Annotated in this window: 18 protein-coding genes, 2 rRNA genes and 1 pseudogene; 1 reads left to right on the forward strand and 20 read right to left on the reverse strand. The window is 47.1% G+C overall.

Annotated elements, in window-relative coordinates; translation table 11 throughout:
- Nucleotides 1-420 precede the first annotated feature (420 nt).
- Nucleotides 421-3,498 carry a carbohydrate binding domain-containing protein gene (locus tag V4U88_RS24670; protein ID WP_334075856.1) on the reverse strand — a complete coding sequence of 1,026 codons (3,078 nt, stop codon included), beginning with the start codon at nt 3,496-3,498 and terminating at the stop codon, nt 421-423.
- Nucleotides 3,499-3,894: 396 nt separating this feature from the next.
- Between V4U88_RS24670 and V4U88_RS24675 the strand changes: the two genes are divergently transcribed.
- A complete protein-coding gene (locus V4U88_RS24675) occupies nt 3,895-4,152 on the forward strand; it encodes a GlsB/YeaQ/YmgE family stress response membrane protein (protein WP_334075857.1) in 258 nt (85 codons plus the stop codon).
- Between the two features lie 61 nt (nt 4,153-4,213).
- On the opposite strand, the gene V4U88_RS24680 is transcribed toward V4U88_RS24675, so the two are convergent.
- The 19 genes and pseudogenes from V4U88_RS24680 to V4U88_RS24770 form a co-directional block, all read right to left on the reverse strand.
- A complete protein-coding gene (locus V4U88_RS24680; RefSeq protein ID WP_334075858.1) occupies nt 4,214-5,809 on the reverse strand; it encodes a response regulator in 1,596 nt (531 codons plus the stop codon).
- An 18-nt stretch (nt 5,810-5,827) separates the two neighbouring features.
- Nucleotides 5,828-7,174, reverse strand: a complete 1,347-nt coding sequence (locus V4U88_RS24685; RefSeq protein WP_334075859.1) for an extracellular solute-binding protein — start codon at nt 7,172-7,174, stop codon at nt 5,828-5,830.
- A 17-nt stretch (nt 7,175-7,191) separates the two neighbouring features.
- Nucleotides 7,192-8,922, reverse strand: a complete 1,731-nt coding sequence (locus V4U88_RS24690; RefSeq protein WP_334075860.1) for a cache domain-containing sensor histidine kinase — start codon at nt 8,920-8,922, stop codon at nt 7,192-7,194.
- A gap of 80 nt (nt 8,923-9,002) precedes the next feature.
- Nucleotides 9,003-9,866 carry a carbohydrate ABC transporter permease gene (locus V4U88_RS24695; protein ID WP_334075861.1) on the reverse strand — a complete coding sequence of 288 codons (864 nt, stop codon included), beginning with the start codon at nt 9,864-9,866 and terminating at the stop codon, nt 9,003-9,005.
- Nucleotides 9,863-10,822, reverse strand: coding sequence for a carbohydrate ABC transporter permease (locus tag V4U88_RS24700; protein ID WP_334075862.1), 960 nt, complete (start codon nt 10,820-10,822; stop codon nt 9,863-9,865). Before V4U88_RS24700 ends, V4U88_RS24695 begins: the two co-directional genes overlap by 4 nt.
- Nucleotides 10,823-10,936: 114 nt before the next feature.
- The gene (locus V4U88_RS24705) at nt 10,937-12,289 is read right to left on the reverse strand and encodes an ABC transporter substrate-binding protein (protein ID WP_334075863.1); all 1,353 of its coding nucleotides are present in this window, start codon (nt 12,287-12,289) and stop codon (nt 10,937-10,939) included.
- Between the two features lie 324 nt (nt 12,290-12,613).
- Nucleotides 12,614-14,245 (reverse strand): formate--tetrahydrofolate ligase, encoded by a 1,632-nt coding sequence (locus V4U88_RS24710; RefSeq protein ID WP_334075864.1) that lies wholly within the window; start codon nt 14,243-14,245, stop codon nt 12,614-12,616.
- A gap of 385 nt (nt 14,246-14,630) precedes the next feature.
- On the reverse strand, nt 14,631-15,005 hold the full coding sequence (locus V4U88_RS24715) for a hypothetical protein (protein ID WP_334075865.1): 375 nt from the start codon (nt 15,003-15,005) through the stop codon (nt 14,631-14,633).
- Nucleotides 15,005-15,274 carry a hypothetical protein gene (locus V4U88_RS24720; RefSeq protein ID WP_334075866.1) on the reverse strand — a complete coding sequence of 90 codons (270 nt, stop codon included), beginning with the start codon at nt 15,272-15,274 and terminating at the stop codon, nt 15,005-15,007. Before V4U88_RS24720 ends, V4U88_RS24715 begins: the two co-directional genes overlap by 1 nt.
- Before the next feature lie 38 nt (nt 15,275-15,312).
- A complete protein-coding gene (locus V4U88_RS24725; RefSeq protein ID WP_334075873.1) occupies nt 15,313-16,122 on the reverse strand; it encodes a DUF5984 family protein in 810 nt (269 codons plus the stop codon).
- Between the two features lie 223 nt (nt 16,123-16,345).
- Nucleotides 16,346-16,903 (reverse strand): DUF4240 domain-containing protein, encoded by a 558-nt coding sequence (locus V4U88_RS24730; protein ID WP_334075867.1) that lies wholly within the window; start codon nt 16,901-16,903, stop codon nt 16,346-16,348.
- A gap of 197 nt (nt 16,904-17,100) precedes the next feature.
- Nucleotides 17,101-17,388: pseudogene (locus tag V4U88_RS24735) on the reverse strand (VOC family protein); the annotation flags it as partial.
- 253 nt (nt 17,389-17,641) lie between these two features.
- Complete coding sequence (locus V4U88_RS24740; protein ID WP_334075868.1) at nt 17,642-18,109, reverse strand: GNAT family N-acetyltransferase; 468 nt, start codon at nt 18,107-18,109, stop codon at nt 17,642-17,644.
- A gap of 225 nt (nt 18,110-18,334) precedes the next feature.
- Nucleotides 18,335-18,964, reverse strand: a complete 630-nt coding sequence (locus tag V4U88_RS24745; RefSeq protein ID WP_334075869.1) for a hypothetical protein — start codon at nt 18,962-18,964, stop codon at nt 18,335-18,337.
- A 253-nt stretch (nt 18,965-19,217) separates the two neighbouring features.
- A complete protein-coding gene (locus tag V4U88_RS24750; RefSeq protein ID WP_334075874.1) occupies nt 19,218-19,445 on the reverse strand; it encodes a helix-turn-helix domain-containing protein in 228 nt (75 codons plus the stop codon).
- Nucleotides 19,446-19,843: 398 nt separating this feature from the next.
- Nucleotides 19,844-20,263 (reverse strand): GNAT family N-acetyltransferase, encoded by a 420-nt coding sequence (locus V4U88_RS24755; protein ID WP_334075870.1) that lies wholly within the window; start codon nt 20,261-20,263, stop codon nt 19,844-19,846.
- 242 nt (nt 20,264-20,505) lie between these two features.
- Nucleotides 20,506-21,381, reverse strand: coding sequence for an alpha/beta fold hydrolase (locus V4U88_RS24760; protein ID WP_334075871.1), 876 nt, complete (start codon nt 21,379-21,381; stop codon nt 20,506-20,508).
- Between the two features lie 887 nt (nt 21,382-22,268).
- Nucleotides 22,269-22,385, reverse strand: a 5S ribosomal RNA gene (gene rrf / locus V4U88_RS24765).
- Nucleotides 22,386-22,499: 114 nt separating this feature from the next.
- Nucleotides 22,500-22,623, reverse strand: a 23S ribosomal RNA gene (locus V4U88_RS24770); the annotation flags it as partial.

The raw sequence follows: 22,623 nt of genomic DNA on the forward strand, positions 1-22,623 counted from the left end.
CCTAAAAACGCCGACTTCCCATTCTAACGGTCGCCACGGCGCTTATTTCGCATAAACAGGCTGTTTGGGCGAGAATCCAGGGAAATAACGGCGCTCACGACCGCTAGAATTTCGAAAGGGTTACTTTTCGTTAAATAGCGGCTGGTACAGCCGTTAGACTTCCCTCAGGCATTAGTACCAGCCGGAAAGCCTGACCTTTTGCAGGAATTCATTCTCGATTCCATCAATGCAGGTAAGGTAAGGTCTGTCTCAGATCGTGTGCGGGTTAGTGCCCAAAAGACCGTTAATGTGGCGGGCAGCACAGGCCCTTATTCATCTGCCCGGCTTCAAAGGGAAGCTGGCGCTGACAAATGAACCTTGGTGTAACTTAAAAGAACCCGTGTCTTTTAATGACACGGGCTCCTCGCATCTCCTAAGGAATTATGCCGCTTCCGCTCCCCGCTCTTCGGGAGAACTGCCTGGACCATCGGAGTCACCGGATTTTCCATTTGGAATATCAGGAGTATCCAATGCATCGGGGGCCGGGTCGATAGATTCCAAAGTCGAGGCATGGGGCACTCCTGACTGAATATCGCCATTCCCGTTGTATGTCCATGTTCCGGCGTTGAAGAGATAATTTCGTTGGTTGTTGCTGTCCCAGTTCGCCTTCCCATCGCTAAAGCAGGCCTCCAAACGCGAAGCCGTTCCGATATCGATGGTCAGCTTGCTGTATCCCGCAACCTCGGACGGCTCCATGGCCACCCCCGGCGCAGTCGTCCAGCTTCCGCCTTCCGGACGGTAATGGATAAACGGTGTGGTGAAGCCGTGCTTGTAGTAGACCGTCACCTTGTTGCCTCCGCTTCCGGCCGGCTCAGTGGTCACTTCCACCCTGTCGCTGACCGGCGACTCGTTGCCGGCGGCATCGCGCGCTTTTGCCGTGTACTGGTAAGCCGTCTCCGGTGTCAGCCCCGTATCCGTAAACGTTGTCTTTGAAGCGCTGCCTACCTTCACATTGTTGCGGTAGATGTCATACTCCGTTACCGCTACATTATCGGTAGAAGCGTCCCAACTTAACGTCACCGTCGTATCGGTAGTCCGGTCGGCTCTCAAACCGCCGGGAGCCGTAGGCGGCTCCGTGTCGCCAACCCCGTCCGGATTCGACTCATGCCAGGTTCCGTCGTACCAGCCTTCCGAGGTTCTTACGAATCCGTGCTGGCCTTTTCCGGGATTCTGCCTACCGTTGCTGTCCCGGAAAATCAACGTTGCACTGTCGACGCCATTGATGGTATAAGCATACCACTCTCCGCTCTCCTTGATCATCGCAGGAGACGTTGCCCAAGTGGGTTCTGTTACCTTGGGGATGGTATCGTAATAATACAATTGCGGCGCTCCCCAATCGGCCGGCTTCTTGAAGTGAACCGTCAAACCGCTGTTGGGGTCTTTTTTGGTATATTTAAACTCTTGCAGGGCGGAGCCGTGTTGATTTTCAGCGTATAATCGCAGCATGACCGAATCGCCAAACTCCATCGCTTCGCCGATCGTAATCTCCGTTCCGTTTGTGTAGCTGATCCCTTGTTTGGGATCGCTTCCGTCCAAGGTATACTTTCCGCTTTCGGCTTTATTGACACGCAGTTTGATTTCCAAAGTCTCGGTTTTGAAGCTGCCGCCCGCGGGAGAAGCGGACACGGCCGGCAAATCGGATTCCTTGATTTGCTCGATCAAGATGAGTCCATGGGCTCCCGGCGTGAGTGTGGCGACACCTCCGCTTACCAAGGCTTCAGCCCCGGTATAGGCATCCCTGACGGTGGTTCCGTCCGGAAACACGGACGCCACGTTCACCTGGGTAGTCCCCGAAGCGCCTATGGCGACTACCACCTTGTCGGTAATCCCGTCTTTGTCATAAGTGCGCTTGAAGGTGTAGGGACTGTCGGCAATTTTGGCATGGCTCCCAGCTCCTACGGCAATATGTTGATTCCGGAATTGGCCTACCTTCTGCCAATGCGAAAGGACATTCTGATTGAGCTGATTCCAGTTCATCGAAGAGCGCGTCCCCTGTTGAGGATCCGAGCCGGTATCTCCGAAAGCCCTCGCCGCCTCGTCTCCATAGAACGTTTTCACTCCGCCCGGCAACAAAAGAAGCGCCGTGCCGGCTTGAATTAACCCTCCCCGATCGTACAGCTTAGTATCGTGCGAGGAAATATAGCTTAATACGTTAAACCCGGGATCATTATTGATCTTCGTGGCGTAATCGGCATAGATGCCTTCCAGGGAGTTTAAGTTCGCGCCTTGGAAGGAAAAGTTGATGATGGAATCAAATCCGTTGTTGAAATACTCGCTTTTGCCTACCCCATGCCCCCAGACTTCGCCGGTCATCCAAAAAGGATCGTTCCAATCGGCACCGGGTTTATCCGGATTGTTTTGTCTCCATTTTTGCAGAGCCGCATTGGTTTCACTCTTTAGCTGTTTCCACCGGTTGAGCTCCACATGCTTGGCCGTATCCGCTCTGAACCCGTCAATGCCAAACTCTTCTACCCAAGCTCCCAGCCACTTGATGACATAATCGGCCGGGGGAAGGCCCAGATCCTTCCGCAGGTTTTTGGCCGAAGGAACGATCCACGGCTCGTATCCGGCGGTTTCTTTGCCCCATTTTGTTTTCAGCAGGGTCGGGAGCCCGATATTGTTCGTCACGTTCGTGCGAAAATCAGGTAAATTTCCTACACATTGCGTGAGATCGCTGCCTCCACAGCTCTCATAGCCGGCGATGCCCGCCCGAACCCAACCTCCCCACCATGTGGCCCAGGCCGGAGCATCGTTATAATTTACGTTATCGTGAAAGCTGTGCCAGGTTTGACCGCTTCCCGGCGTCCAGCCGGCCCCTATGTTGCTGCGGGCGCCAAAGCCATATTCCTCCATGTCTTTCAGGGTTCCGTAGCCCGGGTGGTTCAAAACGACGTCCAAAATGACCCGAATCCCTTTTTCATGCGCGGTATCCACAAATTCCCGCATATCTTCGACGGTACCCATATTTTTATCCATCATTGTAAAATCAAGCGCATAGTAACCATGGTACCCATAATGGGCGAAGTCCCCGCCGTTCCCGCCGCCGACCCAACCGTGGATCTGCTCGTAAGGGGCCGTAATCCAAATCGCATTGGTCCCCAGCTTCGTAAAGTATCCTTCATTCAGCTTCTCGGTCAGCCCCTTGAGGTCACCTCCATGAAATGTGCCGATATTCTTGCCGGTCGCGTCACGAGTAGGTCTGCCATAAGCGTTATTATTGCTTGGATCCCCATCCTTAAAACGATCGGTCATTACAAAGTAAACGTTTGCATTATCCCAGCTGAAGACAGCCGGTCCGGTCGGGCCCTCCGTCTCCGTAACCTTCTCCGCTAAAGCGCCCGCCCCCGCCTCCAAAGCATCCGCATACTGAACCGGTAAAACCTGTGAACCAAAGGATATTGTAATCAGGAATATAAAACTGAGAAAAAATGACGCACACCTGAGGGTCTTTTTCTTCACGCGTTTACTCCTTTCAAAATAAGTATTTTTGTGCAAACGTTTGTATTTTTCGGAAAATGCACTCTTCGAAAAAAAGATTACTTTCTTAGCCATTGGAATATTAGGAAGTGCAAACGTTTGTTTTTTGGGGCATACTCACCTCCTGCTGTTCAACTTTGCAGCTCCGCAAAACAAAATTAAATATGTAAGCCCTTACAATATTCACGCTGTTAATTTTGTTTAATTTTGGAAGTTGCTAGCTGGATTGTAACATATCCCTCCGCACATGTATACTCTGTTTTTATGCAGCCAACTTCTTCATCCAATCCAGGCTCATTTTTTACCCGGTTGTTTAAAAACCCCCTCTTTGGTTAATAGTAATCGACAAGCAAATTAAACACATAAGAGGTGATACGAATGGGTTTCTTATGGTCCTTAATTATCGGTGGCGTTATCGGTTGGCTGGCAGGGTTAATTATGGGCAGAGATATTCCCGGCGGCATCATCGGTAATATCATCGCAGGCTTTATCGGCGCTTGGCTGGGCAGCCTGATTCTGGGCAACTGGGGTCCGGTCATCGGAGATTTCTACTTCGTTCCGGCTCTGATCGGTGCCGTTGTGCTTGTATTTATTGTCAGCCTGATCATGGGCTCAATGAGACGCGGGCGCTCGTAACTTAATGCGAAATGAACCCCAAAAAGAACCGCCGTTCCGGCGGTTCTTTTTGGGGTGAGCGTCAGGAGGCGTGGGCTTCCCGGTATTCCGAAGGCGTCATGCCGGTGACCTTTTTGAACACCTGCGTGAAGTAACGCGGATCTTGATACCCGACCAGCGGGGCGATCTGATACACTTTAACCTGACTATTTTGTAGAATAAATTTGGCTTTCTCGATTCGGCATTGGGTTAAATACTCGAGGAAGGTGTATCCCGTCACCTGTTTAAACAGCATGCAGAAATGGCTGATGCTCAGGTCGGCCACTTCCGCCACCTCCTCGATGCTGAGGTCCTTATGATAATGATTGGCTATATACCCTTTCGTTTTGTCGATCATGCTGTGGATGTGTTCCTTCGGCTGGGATTCCTTGCTCTCCTTGATCCATTTCCCGAAATTCAGTTTTAGCAGTCCGATCATTTCATTCAGGCTCTCCAGGGAATGCAGCTCCTGCAGAATCCCCTCCAGCGACCACTCCAGCAGCAGCTTCATATGCTCAAATTCACGGTACAAAACCACCGTCAGCTCGACGATCATCCGTTCCGCGGTTTCCTTGGAGAATGCCTGCGCTTCCAGATAGCCCTTCGTCTCATCCAGCAGGGCGATCAGGCGCTCGTCGTCCAGCGTGCGGACCGCTTCCAGCATCCCCGGTTCCAAGTGCTTCGGATACTTCGCTTCGCGCGCCGCCCCCAGCTCGGGGGCCGGTTCGACGAATACCCCTTCCCTGTCACTGTAAAACCGCCGATACAACGCTCTGGCCGCGCTCTGGTAAGCCTCGCTCAATTGGCCGATTCCCTGCGCCGTCTGGCTGAAGCCGATGGAACAGGACAGCTTCGTATTGACCTTGATCCGGTGAATGATGTCCCGGCCCAAGCTTTCCCTCCGCCCGCTCATCGCCGCCGGAAACAGCATGACCCACTCCCCGCTGTGGAAAGGGAATAACGTCAATGCCCCTTGGGCAATCGACCATTCGCTTAGAATGTTGCGGATCGCGAACAGCCACAGCCTTCTCTCTTCCATGGACCATTGGTCGTACAGCTTGAGATAGTGGTCCAATTGCAGCACGGCCACAACATAATCCTCCTGAAGCTCGCTGTTCTCCAGCCATTTCATGTGCCTCAGATGGCTTTCGCTGTGATTGCCCTCGATCAATTCGGCAAACATCCGCTCCCGGGCCAGCATCGATAGCATTTGCACGGAATGAAGCAGCTTATCGTTTTCCAGTTGTTTTTCCAACGTTTTGATGGCGCGCAGGATCATTTGGATTAATTCATCGTGGTCGATCGGCTTGAGCAAGTAATCGAAGGCCCCCTCCCGCAGCGCTTCCCTGGCATATTCGAACTCTCCGTAGCCGCTGATAAAGATAAACAGGCGCTTGGGGTTCTCCGCCATCACTTCCTTCATCAAGCTGATTCCGTCCAGCCCCGGCATGCGGATATCGCTGATGACCATATGCGGAGAGAGCTCGCGGACCAGCTTGAGCGCCTCTTCTCCGTTTCGCGCTTCCCCGGCAATTTCCAGGTTCAGCTCATGCCAGGGAATCGCCACCTTTAAGCTCCGCAAAATAATCGGTTCGTCATCTACGAGAACAACCCGATACTTTGCTTCTTTGGATTCCATGAAGACACCTCCAGACCATTAATTGGGCAGAGAACTGTTGCGTTGGTTCCAATATTGCTCCGATGTCGCCTGAATCTGCTCAAGCGCTTCATTGGGGGAGACTTGGCCGCCCAAAATCTGTTCCACGACCTTCAGGAACGTTTTGTTCACCTCGGGTGACAAGGCATTGTCATACGCCAAAAAAATCTTATCGCTCTGCCGCATCAGCTTCACGACCTGATCGAACACCGGCCCTGTACGTTCCGAATCAAACGTGATTTTCATCGACGGAATCCGCAGTCCTTCATATACGACCCGCTCCTGGATTTCTTCCGTATAAAACGCTTGCAACAATTCCAGAGCAGCGGTGCGCTTCGCCTCATCCAGATTGGAGGACAGCGCGATCCCGATCGTATAGCCGCCCGCTAACGAAGGCTCCTGGTCCGGAAGCAGCGTAGGGAACGAAGTTACGCCGACCCGGTCCGGGAAATCATCCGGTTCGTCCCCGTTATGGAACAGGTTGATATCCCAGCTTCCGTTCAAATACATGGCCGCTTTTCCCGACGTAAACAAATCGATGGCCTCTTCCGTGGATAAATCGTTGGTCGGCTCGCTGAACGCTCCCTCGGATACCCAGCTTTTAAAATGCATCATCGCCTGCAGGTAGGCGCTGTTGTTAAAATCCGCTTTCGGATTTCCCCGGGTCAATTGGTTAATGAGCTCCGGTCCCGCATAGCGGTCCATGAAGTAGTGGGCGAAAATCGCGGCAGGCCAGCGTTCTTCATTGCCGAGCGCAAATGGAATCACCCCGTTCGCCTTGAGCCGCTTCACGACAGCGTCCATCTCCCCAAGCGTTTTGGGCGGTGAAATGTCGTATTTGGAGAATATCTCCTTATTATAGTATAGCGGCTCGGCATGCCCCTCGATTGGCAAACCGTAGATACGGCCGTCGTACGACCACGCCTGAAGATCCTGAAATTTCCCCTCGAGCCCGCTCTCCCGGACGAAGTACGTCAGATCCATCAACCGGTTGGAGCGAACATAAGGCTCGATCTCGGCGCCGGCGAAGAGCACGAACATATCCGGCGCCGTTCCCGTCACCATTTCGCTTTTCAGCTTTTGCTCCCGGTGGACGGTCTGATCCATTCCCTCAAAATTCACTTTGACATTCGGATGGGATTTTTGAAACGAATCTACAACCTCCTCAAAAATACTCAGCATTTTCCGGTCATGCTCCTTGATCCAGAAATGACGAAAGGTCAGTGTGATTTTTTCGGTCTGTCTCTCCTCGATCGGCTCGCTCCCGTTCATGGCGAGAATGAGCACCGAGACGGCCAATACGAAAGCGTACACGACGATCCAGCCCCAATTGATCAACCATTTCACGACCGCTCTTTCCCCCTTCATGAATCGATTTTCGGGATGCGAATCCGGATGATCGACCCGCATCCCGGGGAGGAACAGATCATGATCCCGTAATAACCGCCGAACCGGATGCTGAGCCGTTCGTGCACATTTTTGAGGCCGACGCCGTTCTCCCTGTATTTTTTCAGACTGCTGCGGTCCTTGTTCCACAAGTTCATCAGCGTCTCGTGATCAAACCCGGGCCCGTTGTCCATCACGTCGATGAGGATATCCCGTCCACCATCCCGGGCGGTGATCGAAATGAATCCGTGCTCTTCCATCGGCTCGATGGCATGGTACAGCGCGTTCTCGACGATCGGCTGCACGATCAGCTTTTGCGTTTTGTAATATTTCAAGGATTCCGGGATTTCGATTTGATACGTGAACTTATCTTCGAACCGGAATTTCTGAATGTTCAAATAATGCCGCACATGCTCCATCTCCATCGACAAGGGAATCAACTGCTGGCTTTCGCTGATGCTGATCCGCAGCAGTTTACCGAGCGATACGACCATTTTGCTGATATCCTTGTTCCCTTGAAGCACGGCCATCGAATTGATCGACTCCAATGAATTGTATATAAAATGCGGATTGATCTGCGCCACGAGCGCCTGCAGCTCCACTTCTTTTTTTCGCGCTTGCTCCGTCTGCACCTGCTCGATCAGCTCGGAAATTTGCGTACTCATCCGGTTAAAGCCGTCGATCAGCAAATCCGTTTCATCCCCGGCCCGCAAGGCAGGCGGAATCGGTACAAAAATGCCCTGCTGCACCCGCTTCATTCCGTTCACCGCACTGATAATGCTCCGCACCATCCGGCGGACAAAATAGCGGTCGAACAAGAAGGCCGAAACCAAGGAGACCAGCACCAGGACCATGGCGATATTGCGGATCTGAATCGACTCCGACGCGATCAGCTTACTCGGCGTAATGGCGACGAGATACCAATCTTTGTTATGTGAAGGCAAATAAGTAATCAGCGATTTCTCGCCCGCGTATTTATCGACATAATAGCCTTTTCCGTTTCCGTCCACCTTCGGACTCTCGCTTAAAAACGGAAAATCCGTACGTTCCCCAATATGCTCGCCCGACTTGTCAAACACGATATTTCCCTGCTGGTTGACGAGCAGAATATCCCCTTGTTTGAGCGTGGCGGCGTCCCAAAACACCTGATCCAAAATATCCGGCTTTACGTAAATGACAGCGGCTCCAATATCCTCCAATGAATAATAATCCTTGATCACCCGGGCCTGGATCAAAACCGGTTTCCCCGTGGAGGCGCTGCCATTTTCGCCGGGGCCGACCCAGATGGGTCTCCCTTCGGCCGCCTTCATCGCCCCGTACCAGTTTTGTTTGCTGAGCGTATCGAATGACATGGCCTCATTATATTGATACAACAGCTTCTCCTTGGAATAGAGCCCGAAAGAGGTGATCATCGGATGGTTGATCAAGTTATTGATATCTTGCCTTTGATCATACGTGATGACAAAGTTTGGCTGCTTCAAGGTCTTCTGAATGACCGGTTGTGTTATCGCCGAATTGGAGATGGTGGTGACCTCGTTCAAGGCGTATTTCAGCTTCCGGTCGGTCTCCAGCAGAGAAACCCAATAAAAATTACTCGACTTCTTCTCCATGGCGCCCGAAAAACTGAAATACGAGATCGATCCCATCAAAATAACGGGGATAAACACAAGAAGAATAATAGCCAGCAAGATTTTCCGACGGAGCTTCAAGCATTCGTCCCCCTCCACAATCTCCTATCTCTATTATTCTTCATTATGCGTCTTATCTCCTTGCCACCCTAACAAAAGTCCTAGCTCTTTATCGCGCCGGAAGTCAACCCGGCGATCACCCAGCGGCTGAACAGCAGGAATACGATCAGGAGCGGCAGCGTCGCCGTAAACGTAGCGGACATGATCATGCCGAAGTCCAGGCCGTCTTTATTCGTAAACAGCTGCTGCAAGGCAATTTGGATCGTGTAATTCTCTCTGTTTTTCAACACGACCAGCGGCCAGAAAAAATCGTTCCATACATTCATAAAGTTCAGGATACCCAGCGTCGCCATCGCCGGCGTCACGACCGGGATTGCGATATTCCAGAAAATGCGGAAATGTCCGCCGCCATCGATCCGTCCGGCCTCAAGCAGCTCGGAGTGAACCGCGGAGGTGATATACTGGCGCATCCAGAAAATCCCGAACGCGTTGACCATCGCCGGGACGATCAGCGCTTTATAGCTGTCGATCCAGTGCAGCTTGGCCATGATGACGTACTGGGGAAGTACACCCAGTTGGGCGGGTACCAGCATTGTGGCGATAACGAAAACGAACAGCGTCTTTTTGAACGGAAACTCATATTTGGCAAAAGCATACCCCGCGAGCGTGCAGAGGAAGACTACCGAAATCGTAACGGCCGACGAAACGACAACGGAATTCATCAGCGCCCGGAAAAAGTCCGTCCGTTCCAGCACGCGCGAAAAATTGTCGAAGAACTCCGCACCCGGCGTCATCAACGGCGGAATATGGAAAGCGGCGTCCTTCTCATTGGTAGCCACCACGAACATCCAGTAGAACGGAAAAATGGAGACCAACGCTCCGAAAATCAAAAACAGGTAAAAGAGCGTTTTGGCGACTAGTCCCGGTTCATCCGGTTTTTTGCGGCTTACTGCAAGTGAACTCATGCTTTTTTCCCCCCGGTGTCTCCGCCCATCCGGCTCGATAGCATCATATTCAGGACGGAGAAAAGAATCGTGGCGATAAACAACATTACCGCCGTGGCGGCCGCGGTTCCGAAGAATCCGTTCTTGAACGCCTCATTGTACAGGTAGGTCACCATCGTAACCCCTTCCTGACGCGTGGAGCCTGTGCCGGACTGACCGAGGAATACGTAAGGCTCGGTAAACAATTGCAATGCCCCGATGGTTGATACCAGCGTGACGAAGATGATAAACGGACGAAGCAGCGGTAGCGTGATGTAGATCAACTGCTGGCCGCGGCTGGCCCCGTCGATTTTGGCGGCCTCGTAAATATCCGTCGGGATACTTTGCAGCCCGGATAAAAAGATGATGGCGTTATACCCCATCCAGCGCCACATGACCATGGTGGAGATGGCGATTTTGACGCCCCACCAGCCGGAGTTGAACGGCACGCTTTCCATCCCCAGGTTGCTCAGCAGCCAGTTCACCATCCCATTGTTCCCGAACATGGTGCTGAACACCAGCGTTACGGCAACAATGGATGTGATATTGGGCATGAAGTACAAAATCCGGAACGTATTCTTGAACTTGTTCAGGGCGGAATTGAGCATAACCGCGACGAGCAGGGCGACAATCAGCTGCGGTACCGTCCCCATCAAGCCCATCAGCAGCGTGTTGGTGAAGGAGATCCAGAAGGTCGGATCGCTCGTAATCAGCTCATAGTTTTTGAATCCGACGTATTTCATCGGACCTAACGCATCCCATTTAAAAAACGACAAATAAATCGTAAACAGAATCGGATACAATCCGAAAATGGCGAACAGAATAAAGAACGGTGAAATAAACGTGTATGCCGTAAGCTTGCTTCGTCTCGATTCTGTCCAGAATGGCCGCTTGGCCGGAATCGGCTGCGACGGTTTCGCGGTGACTGTGTCAGCCATGGACGCACCTCCAGGAAGTCATTGATAAATCCGAATCCGCTGAAAAGGCTGTCGCCTTCCGCGGATTCGGATGATGAACTGCGCTATGCAGCTGTTTCGATAATCTTGTTCCGATTAGCTGCGTTCCACCAACGTCTTGATTTGTTTCATCGCTTCATCCCATTCTTTTTGCGGATCGGCTTTTTTCTCAAGCACGTTTTTGAGCGCATTTTTGATGATCGTATCGACTTGGTCATGCAGCGGACCGTAGTAGACCGGTTTTACGCGTTCCGCCGATTTGGCATAGGCTTGCGAAATGACTTGGCCGCTGAAGAATTCGTCCTTTTCTTCGCTGAACGCCGGTTCGTCGTACACTGCCGGAATCGACGGGAACAAGCCGCTGTCTTTAAACGATTTCAATTGGCTTTCTTTGTTGAGCACCCAGGAAATGAACTCGTACGCTTCTTTCGGATGCTTGCCTTCTTTCGGCAGCGTCAGGAAGGATCCGCCCCAGTTTCCGGCGCCTTCAGGCATTTGGGCAATCGCCCATTTGCCGGCGCTGTCTTTGGCGTTCCGGATCGTACCTGCGATCCAAGCCGGGCCGAGCATGACGCCGAATTCACCTTTGTTGATCGCGTTTTGCCATTCCGGCGACCAAAGGATCCAGTTGCCGATCCAGCCTTCTTGAATACCTTTTACCGTAAAATCATAAGCCTTCTTGACTTGAGGATTGGTGTCCCCGATAAAAGCTCCATCCGCTTTGTTGAAGTAGATTTGGTCCGGCGATTGGTCGCGCAGTCCGTTGTAGACGAGATCCGTCAGGTCCGCAAACGGTTTGCCGGTTTTGTCTTTGAATTGTTTGCCTACCGTGGCGAACTTATCCCATGAGTCGATCGCTGCGCTGAATTGGTCCGGATCCTTCGGCAAGCCGGCTTGCTCGGCCAAATCCGTACGATAGTAAACTACAGTAGGACCGATGTCCGTTGGAAGGCCCAGTTGGAACGAGCCGTCCGTGGACGTCGCTTGTTTCCATTTCCAATCCAAATAGTTCCCTTCGATATCTTTGGCTCCGAGATCGTAGAGGTTATAGAACTTGTCTTGATTGCTGATGAACCGCTCCATAAAAGCGATTTCAAGTTGGAAAATATCAGGTGCGCCAGACCCGGCGGACAATGCCGTCGTCAGGTTGTTATGATGTGCCGTTTGGTCGGACGTATTCTGGAACTTGAAGGTGACGTTCGGATGTTCTTTCGTATATTCCTTCGCCAGATCTTCATAGTTTGTCGTGCCCAACGACCAGAAGGTAAGCTCGACTTTCTCACCCGAGTCCGTTCCGCCGTCCGTGGAGCCGCCTCCTTCATTAGCGGTCTTCGCCGGAGCGTTTCCGCCGTTGCCGGCCGTTTTATTGCCGCCTCCGCCGCAGGCGGACAAGGAAGCAACCATCAGGACGGCCACCAGCAGCATCGCCCAAATTCTCGTTCTCTTCATTGCTTTGTAACCCCTTTCTTAGTAACTCGTATTTTCATCCTTAGTCTAATGGAGGCGGGCGTTTTTTTTGAGGAGACAATATTGCGATTTATGGTTGGAATTTTTATGATTGGAGGATACCTGCTGCTGGCGACACTTGTCCACATGGGGATAAATCAGATGAGTATGTAGTAAACCGTGTACAGCTTGTTAATATCCTGTGTATAAGCATTTTTCTATAAAAAAGAGCCATAATTACACTCGCTTGCGGCATGAAATCGCTCGGACTCCATTGCAAGAGAAGTAATTTATGACTCTAGGTGGGTAATTCGGTTGATACCCGGGTTAGAACAAACCTGCGATTTCCCCGTGTTCATCGAGATGGATATGCTCCGCTGCCGGGGCTTTCGGCAATCCGGGCATCGTCACGACATTGCCGGTAAGCACGACAATAAATCCCGCACCGGCCGACAGCGTGATGTCCCGCACCTGAACGACGAAGTTTTCCGGCGCTCCAAGCAAATTTGGCTGATCTGAAAAAGAACTCGGCGTCTTGGCCATACAAACCGGCAAATGTCCAAAGCCCTGGCGCTCAAGTTCCTGAATCTTCGCCTCTGCCTTGGCGTTTAGCTTGATGCCGGCGCCTCGGTAGATCTCGCGCACGATCGTTTCAATTTTCGCCCTAATGTCCAGGTGCCCGGAGTACAACGGCGCATAGTGGGACGCTTCCTGCTGCAGCAAGCCGCGCAGCGTCTCCGCCATTTCGATGCCGCCTTCACTGCCTGCGGCCCATACATTGGAAAGCTCCGCCTTCACGCCCAGGCGGGCGCATTGCTCTTGAACGATTCGGATCTCCTCCGACGTATCACTGGTAAAATGGTTAATCGCCACCATGACGGGCACACCGAATTTGCGAATATTCTCCAGATGGCGGTTCATATTGGCCAAACCGGCTTGCAACGCTTGTGGATTCGGTTTATCCAGCTCTGTCCTTGGAACGCCGCCGTTATACTTCAGCGCTTTGATGGTGACGACCAAAACCGCCGCATCAGGTTGTAGTCCGGCTTGCCGGCACTTGATGTCGAAGAACTTCTCCGCGCCAAGCTCGGCGCCGAATCCGGCTTCCGTCAGCACGATCTTGGCCAGCTTCAATGCGGTTTTCGTGCCGATGACACTGCTGCAGCCGTGGGCGATATTGGCAAATGGCCCGCCATGCACAATCGCCGGCGTTCCTTCGCCCGTCTGCACCAAGTTCGGCTTGAGCGCTTCCTTCAGCAGCACGGTCATCGCATCCACGGCGCCGATTTGCTCAGCGGTGACCGCCCCACCGGACATCGTATAAGCGACGACCATGCGGCCGAGGCGCTCTCTGAGGTCCCGGTGGTTCTCACTAAGACACAACACCGCCATCACTTCGGAAGCCGTCGTGATCATAAACCCGGATTCGTGCACATTCCCGTTCCCCTCGCCAAGTCCGACAACGATTTGCCGCAGGCTCCGATCGTTCATGTCCATCGCCCGCTTCCACAAAATACGGCCTGTGTCAATTTGCAGCGCGTTCCCTTGAAATATATGATTGTCGATCATCGCGGCCAGCAGATTATGCGCCGAGGTGATCGCGTGCAGATCGCCCGTAAAATGCAAATTAATGTCCTCGGACGGGACCAGTTGCGCTTTATTGCTCCCTGTCGCCCCACCCTTCATGCCGAAGCAAGGACCTAACGACGGCTCCCTTAGGGCAGCGATCGTCGGCTCTCCGATCGCATTGAGCGCCTGCGCCAGCCCGATCGTGGTCAGCGTTTTTCCTTCCCCGGCCGGCGTCGGATTCATCGCCGTCACCAGCACTAACTTGCCGTCCGGCCTTTTTTTTAAATCCTCGCGCAGGCTTAGGTCTATTTTGCATTTGTACCGACCGTACAGATCCAGGTATTTTTCCGCAATCCCGATGGATTCCGCCACTTCCAAAATTGGTTTCATGCTGTTCAGCAACCTCCAGCTATAACATTCATTTTCTGTAATCTCATGAAAATGCTAGCTCTATTGTACATTAAGCAGTTGAGAATATAAGTGACGGAATTAGTAACGCGGATGCAAATTACTGCAAATCTGCAGGAATTTATGGGGGGTTAGCCCCTACTGAGCAAAATTCCTGCAAATCTGCAGGCTTTTTTTTCGGTGGAGGCTCTCTCCGAGGAACGAATCGGAAATACCTGCACTTTAGCATCTTTTTCACATTTTGAGGCTTAAACGCTAGAAAATTCCTGCAGATTTGCATCAATTGTTATGAGAGCATACAAAAAGAGCACCACCGTATAGAGGGCACTTTCTTCTATGATTTGTTTTCCAGAACTAATATTATCTTTCAATAGATATTGTTTATTACTTTTTGTCTATATGTTTGCCATTGTTCTAATCCACGTTCTGGTTTATTGTCAAAGTTTATAATATCCTCATCTACTGCCTTCCAATTCGGTTCATCACAAATCATCTTTATAGCAGTCAATGCTCGATTGTCTCCTCTAACGTGTAACATTAATGAAGTAATATCATTCTCCTCGCCAATATTAAACTCTATTGAGTATCCTTCCCTATCTAGTGTCCCCCAAGCAGGATCTCTAAAATCTGCATCGGGAAAAATCATGCCTAAAGTTTTAACTACATCCTCCCTACTGCCTAACTGTTCTATGTTTGAATCTTCAATCTCATCTATTTTATTTACTTCTTGTGAAAATTTCATCAACCTTCTTTATATAGTCTTTTACCTATTAGTGACTTTACTTCACTTTCCTCCAAGTCTACGAGCAATCCTATACGATTTAAGTTCATTTCTCTATTTCCGAAGTTAACCATTTCAATAGACTTCACAAGTACCTTTTTGCTTTTGCAGTCTCTACAAATTAATGTATCGCCATTCTTTAAGACAGTACCTCTATTAATTATTTCTCCCCCAATTACAAATCCTCTACCATTGATTTTAAATACATCTTTCACTTCAATTTCAAACATGTATGTCACGCCTTTATTAGCAGTTTAATAGTGTTGAATTAAAATCTTGATTCCATTTGCTTTGAAATTTCATTCATCTTATTCAAAACAATATTCCAATCAGGAGTATCTGCATAAAGAAGTTTCTTGTTTTCGAACGCTGAAACGAGTTCTTCGTATTGAATTTGATTGGTTAATATTTGTTCACGATCAATTTCCAAATCTTTAGGGTTACTTTCTAACAATGCAGAAATCTGCTTATGCATATCTAAACCAAATGCTTTAAAACTCTTTACCAGCCCCTCTATAAATTCGGAATAGTTACAGGAGAATGTCCCTTTAGGGCTGGCCCATAATGAAACACCTTTATCATTTTCATACTCAGCAAACCAATAAATATGTAACTGATCCTCATTTCTTATTAAAAAACAATCAGGACCTCCTGTTAAATATCCAAAATCCAGCCTTCTACAGTAAAGCCAACCTCGAGCCACCTCGTACACTTCATCAAATTGTTCGTCACTTTCATCCCAAGCTAATTCGATCCAAGCTTTTAACGACTGTATGTATTCCTTTAGCTTTCCCAATGAATTTATCTTCTGAAAAAGCTCGTTTGGAACTGGAATTTCTACATGCCGAATAACTTCGCAAATGTCCCAAAATATCCTGGCAAATTGATAATCCACAAATTTAGAATCATCCTCTGGCTCCCATTCTTTAATGATTTCATCACTATATTTAGGGAACTCAACGCCTTTAAAATTAAACCAGTAATGAGAGTCGGTTAATGCAAACCAGTGTAACATTGGATTATTGCCGTCTCGCCAGGGTACAATGTCCTTCCAGTTCTTCAATTGATATTGAATCAGAAGATCACCCCCTGAGCCTCAAGTTTTTTATGTAATCTCCTATAACGCTTTTGTATCAACGAACCCGAGAGGCTTAATGCAGCTCGAGCAGTCGGCCGTAGCGCGGTCAGGTGCGCAGGGTTGTCCTCCTGATTCCACATCTCGAAAACCCCGGGCGGACCAAATCAGGCTGCCCGCTGCGTGAATATTGTGTTGTAAGATGTCCCCGCCTTCGAAGCGTTCCCTATGTCAGTGGCTCTTCTCCAAATCTTGCCCACAATAGAGGGTATCTAACTTCCAGTTCTTCTTCCTTCCAATCAATTTCAATATCTATTGGTTCAAAATTATATCCGTGAGCTTCCAATTCATTCAAAAACTCCGTGTTTGCATTATCGTTATACTCGTACGTTCCGGTCTTTTGATAAGTGTAAGCATCTGAAGCCACTGACAACATCTCTTCTAATTGAGGTGCAAATTCATCTTCCTGTAAATAATCGTCAGTTAAAAATCCAGCTAAAAATTCAGGATTCTTCAAAGCTTGATTGAAAACTTCTTCTCCTCGAGAGATTAACCAGCCCCTGAAATAATCAAATCCATCATCCGAACATCCTCCCATAATTACAAAGGCTGCACCCCATAATGATGAAGTATATGACTGTATCATCTTATTCTGAAACTCTATTTCGAACTGAATAATCTCTTTGCTCGTCTTCGTTGATAATTCTTTAGTTAACCATTCTATTTGTTCTGCACCATACTTTATGGAATCATTTATTAATTCCCAAAGAGTACTTATTGCCATAGGAATAACCTCCTCCAACGTACTTTATTCTTCTTTGCAGGATTGTCGCCTGAATCCGCTTTAATACCCATGCTTCCGGCGACCGAGGTCCGTGCAGTTGACCCGTTGCGTGAATACGGTGTTATCGAAAGTTCCCGGCCTCTCGAAATACATTCAACTCTTCCAGAGGAAAAGCTTCTACCCTGATTATTGTTTATCTAATTTTTGTTATGCGCAAGAATATTAACAATTTGATTATATGGATCCCGAACATAGAATCTCCGCACACCCCATGGTTCATCTGCTGGTCCATATTCAATATTGAAGCCTGCATCTTTCATTCGTTTATAAACCTCATCAACAATATCATCTACCTCATCAATATCATCTTCCTCAATGAATAAATAAGGCGTAGCAGATCCTGACCCTCCTTGTGACGCAAAGCTAATTTGAATGCTCATTTCATTCTTTGAACCGTAGGTTGCTATCCAACCATGATTCATCAACCCTCCTACTGTTTAATTCATCATCTATTCTTAGCCATGGCCTAATGGCGAACCGTGCTTCTCCGGTTCTATAATCGAATAATCTTTCTACAATCTTTACTATTCTATTATCAATAATTAATGACCACGGGCTCATCTTGGATAACTCATTATTCTCTAGCCTATACCCATCATTACTTAGCCTCGTAGCATTGTTTGCCCGACTCCATGTTACTGGAAAAACCTCGGGAAGACCAAATAGTTCTTCGACACCTTATTCCTTGATTAAATTCTTTGACATTATTATATCTCTACCAAAGTCTTCAGACTCTATTATTTCTAAAGCATGGTATCCAAGCTTCTCATAAAATCCTTGTGCCGTAATGCTACTAGGAAGCTTAAGCGATGTAGTCCCGGAATCAAGAGCTATTCGTTCAATAAAATCAATCAAAACTCTACCAATTCCCTTATTGTGGTAGTGAATATCAATAAAGACTGTGTATATGGTATCTTGATCAAGACTTGCAGTACCGATTATCTTATTACCTTCAACTACAACATATACTTTTCTGATTTTTGATATTGAAGATATATATTCTGGGGTGAAGATTCTACTCATATTCTTTATTATCTTTTCTGGATAATCTTTGATGTTTACATTTATTAAATTTTCTCTGATAATGCTTGATACCATTCCGGAATCATCGTCATTAAAATCCCGAATCAATAAATTAGTATTCAATAATCTCACCTCTTATTAGAATTACGAGACGATTTTATTTGACATGTTTGGGTGGTCTCGTATACCGTTCCCGTATTTACGAAACGCCCAAGCCTTAGATAACTCTTATCTTAGGCTGGGGCATTTGTTGTCCGAGCTTACTTCTTCGATTATTCATCTGACAACCAAGAGGCGATAGCCCTGTGAATATGATGTTATAGGATGTCAGCGCCTTCTTAGAATTACTTAATCATACCTTTCTTCCACTTTTATTTTGAGTAATAACACTGTTAAATCCTCGTCAATCATTTGTTTTATAGAATTCATTTCTTGGTAATCGTAGGTATTTAAAGAATTCTCATTTTCTCGATAAACTGCTAATATTTGGGTTTCTCCCGCTTCCAAACTAATTGCTTCATTTCCAATGGCATAGTCCCAGGAACTAATAGTTCCTTCTTTGTAAAAAATATTTTCATCTATATTATGAGGGGCTATGCTTGTGGATGGAGAATATAAAAAGAATGATGGATAATCGCTGTTAGGGTTAATAATTCCAAACCCCATATGACCTTCTTCATCTTTATTAGGACTTAATCCATAGGACAATTCGGTTAAATGAATAGGTTTATTACTCCCCTTTTTATACCCCTCAACCCAAATAGTTACCCAACTTCGATTTGCGTGTGGTAATTTTAAATTATAATCAAATAAAACCCCCAAACCCATTTTTTCAAATACCTTTTCGTATTCTGAATTGACATTCGCAGATATATAAGCAATTTTCTCTTCTTCAATAGATTGATTACTACATCCAGAAACAATTAATAGTATAGCCAGAAATAGCATTGACGAGATAATTAATTGATTATATTTCAAACCAATCCCCCCTTTGAGTACCTATGTTTTGGTTTTCAATTGAGATTCAATAACTTGCGATAACTTCCTATAACGTTTTCGTATTTACGAGACGCCTCAACCTTAGATAGCTCATGTCTTAGGCTTGGGCGTTTGTTGTCTGAATATTCTTCTGTGCCTTTACATCTGACAACCAAGCGGCGAATTGCCCGCAGCGTAGATACATTATTATACAACAGGATTCTCTATGAGTGCCCCACATCGTTTAATGTTGTTATGTTTCAGGTGTGTATTCAATTAAATCCGATAATTTGCACTCAAATGTATCACACAGCTTTAATAATGTTTCTAATTTTGTCGTTCCAATATTTATTTCTTTGTACAGTTTATTAATCGAATTTCTACTCAGTCCTGATTTATTCATTAATTCTGTTATATCATCGATTCGATGTTCGGCCATTAAAATTCTAAGATTGCACTTTATCAAAAATACCCCTCCCATGCTCAATATATTATCTTTTAAGTACATTTTTTCAATTCAAAGACATCATTTCACCTTAGGGAGTTAATAATTATCCTTACATAAATTCTATGAGGGTATGTAAAAACCCTGTAGAGTTAAAAGAGGAGCGAAGTCATTGATTGAATCATTGATTGAACCATTAGAAGTTTTAGCTGAGCCCTTGCAGTATCTAAAATTATCCGAGAATCTCTTCCCGATAACCTTCAACACACCCATTTCTTTATGAAGACGCTCTATCTTCAGTACAAAATGTTTCGGAAAGTAAATGAATTAAGGGCTCCTGCGGCCCTCTTCTTTTTATCTTCTACCCCTGCCGTAAGCGACGACGCGTGAATATGGTGTTAGACGATGTTAATGCCCTCTCGAATAACATACGTTTAATTGAGTTCCTTTTTGTAATAATAGTGTTTTTTTCCTAAAGGTGCATTTTCGATGATTGCTATTACCTCGTAACCATATTTTTTATAGAATTCGGGAGCTTGAAAACTGAAAGTGTTTAGCTTAATAAACGTACAACTTTTTGCTTTTGCTATTTTTTCTGCTTCTTTTAATAATACCTTACCAAGTCCTTGTCCACGATGATTATCATCTACCCATAAAATATCAATCTCCATCCAGTTCCAGCATATTGCACTATTGAGACCCGCTATAATTCCTCCATTATCATCCTTCACACATAAATTAATTTCTTCATAAGTTCCATTCGGCACATGTTTAGAATTGAACTCAATGAGTTTTCTTCTAATATAACTTGTTTCATCATTTGTGCTTTGAGTTATCTTTGGGAGATTCGACATATGATCCTCCTTTAAGTTTGTTCTTATTCGTTGTACTAAAGTAATCTAACGTTCTTGTATTCACGAAAAGACCCAGCCTTAGATAGCTCCTATCTTAGGCTGGGTCTTTTGTTGTCTTGGGCTCTTTCTATGATTATACGTGATTCTTATCCTCTAGTCTTTACAATAGTGTCAGCTAATGCAGCCCGATGCGAAAATACGGTGTTAGATGTTGCCGCCTTCTTCAAATATTGCTTGAGATGTTATGTTAACAGTCTTGAAATCTCCTCGTTGATCAGTTCAGCCTGCTCATGATTTATTGCATGTCCTGCATCCTTAATGATTTTGTAATTTAACTTATTATCCTCAAGTCTCTTTATAGCTTTAGGATAATTAGTTAATCTATCATATTCTCCAATTAGGAATACTCCCTTTTCTCTCAGTTCAGATAACTCTAAGTCACTATGTATTTCAATTTTATGTTGCGCCATTGATCTATTGTTAAAGTACTTCAATAAATAAAACCAGTGCTTCATAAGAACGTCATTCTCTTCAAACTTGGAGAAGTTTGGCCCGCTTAATTTTCTTAGTAATTTTCTACAATTCTTCTCTGTTGGAAACAGCGCCTCCGGTAAAAAAGCAGCCATCATTTTTGAAAAAATCTCAAATTGACTTGTAGGGATTCTGCCTGCCAGGCAGATGGCCTTGGTTACCTTGTTGGGTCTCCTTAATGCATAGTAATAAGATAAGTATGCGCCATATGAAACCCCACATATATTTGTAGTATGTATTTCTAATGCGTTTAGTATGTCGTCAATCCAAATCACTTGATTAAAGCTTTTGAAATATTCTTCATTAGGTTCACTTTTTCCTGAACCTCCAATCGCATCAACCGCAATGATGTAAAACTTCTGTGATAACTCCTTTATGTTATATATCCACATCATCGCTGAATTATCGGCAGTTCCATGAAATAGTAGTAAAGAAGGCTTCTGACGATCGCCAGCAATAATCACATGTGTCAATCCATAAGTAGTTTCTATATCCCTCTCTTCGCAGTCCGAATCCCAAGAGTTTAACAACATGTCGTATGTATCAATAATCAATTGCCTTCCGGACAGACTTTTATATCTTTCCATCGTCGTTATCCTTTCATAAATGATTTGCGGCAATTTCTTATAACGGTTCGGTGGTTTACGGGCCCAAGAACCTTAAAGGGTCCAACGCGGCCTTCGCGACGCGGTAGGTTTGCGGGGTTGTCGCCTGAGTCCGCTTCCTTGATATGCCTCTCGGCGACCGGGCAGTCGCAAGGCCGTATTTGTGTAAATGTATTCGCTCTTCCTACCTGAATCAGGTATCCATCGTCTACCGGAAATCGATTTAATTAACTGATGATCTGTCGGGAAAAATGTCTAATACCACAGCCGTATGAGAATAATAAACTAATTTTTATCTCCATCTTTTTCCTCCAGTATATCAGTATAATAAAATACTGGAAATCAAATTATAAATGACTTTAAGGTATACAACCCCCGAAGTCTCCCGAAGAGAGCACCACCGCTTCATATGGTAGTGCTCTTTCGATTTGTTTGGCGGCCCGTCCTACTCTCCCAGGCCTTCGGTCCAAGTACCCTTGCGCTGGAGGGCATAATGGTCATGTTCGGCATGGGCAAGCGTGGAACCTCGCCATCGCCACCAAGCATGATTTTTGCAATGCTTCCTAAGCCTGACTTTGCTAGGCAAATTGTCAGACCTCAGTTATAGCTTCTTGTGAATATGAATTCCTGCAAATCTGCAGGAATTATTGGGGAGATAACCCCCGCTGAGCGAAATTCCTGCAAATCTGCAGGCTTTTGTTGCTGCTGAGGTTCCCTTCGGGGGAAAGGGCCGAAAATTCCTGCACATTTGCATCCTTTTCGCTCTTCGGGGCACAAACGTTCGGAAATACCTGCAGATTTGCATCAATTTGTATTAGAGTATACAAAAAGAGCACCACCGCTTCATACGGTAGTGCTCTTTCTTAGTTGCTTGGCGGCGTCCTACTCTCCCAGGACCCTTCGGTCCAAGTACCATCGGCGCTGGAGGGCTTAACGGTCGTGTTCGGGATGGGTACGCGTGGAACCCCTCCGCCATCGCCACCAAACGTGTTCAGATGTTTGATCACCTGAAAACTGGATACGAAACGTGCTTTGCGTTTTAGTCTCCTCAAGTGCTCAGATCGGCTTGTTCAGCCTGACGCCACTTTTTGGAGTTGTTTTTGGATAAGCCCTCGACCGATTAGTACCTGTCAGCTCCATGCATTGCTGCACTTCCACCCCAGGCCTATCAACCTCGTCGTCTTCAAGGGGTCTTACTAATTGGGAAATCTCATCTTGAGGGGG

This window comes from Paenibacillus sp. A14, assembly GCF_036864815.1.
GTDB classification, from domain to species: domain Bacteria; phylum Bacillota; class Bacilli; order Paenibacillales; family Paenibacillaceae; genus Fontibacillus; species Fontibacillus sanfengchensis.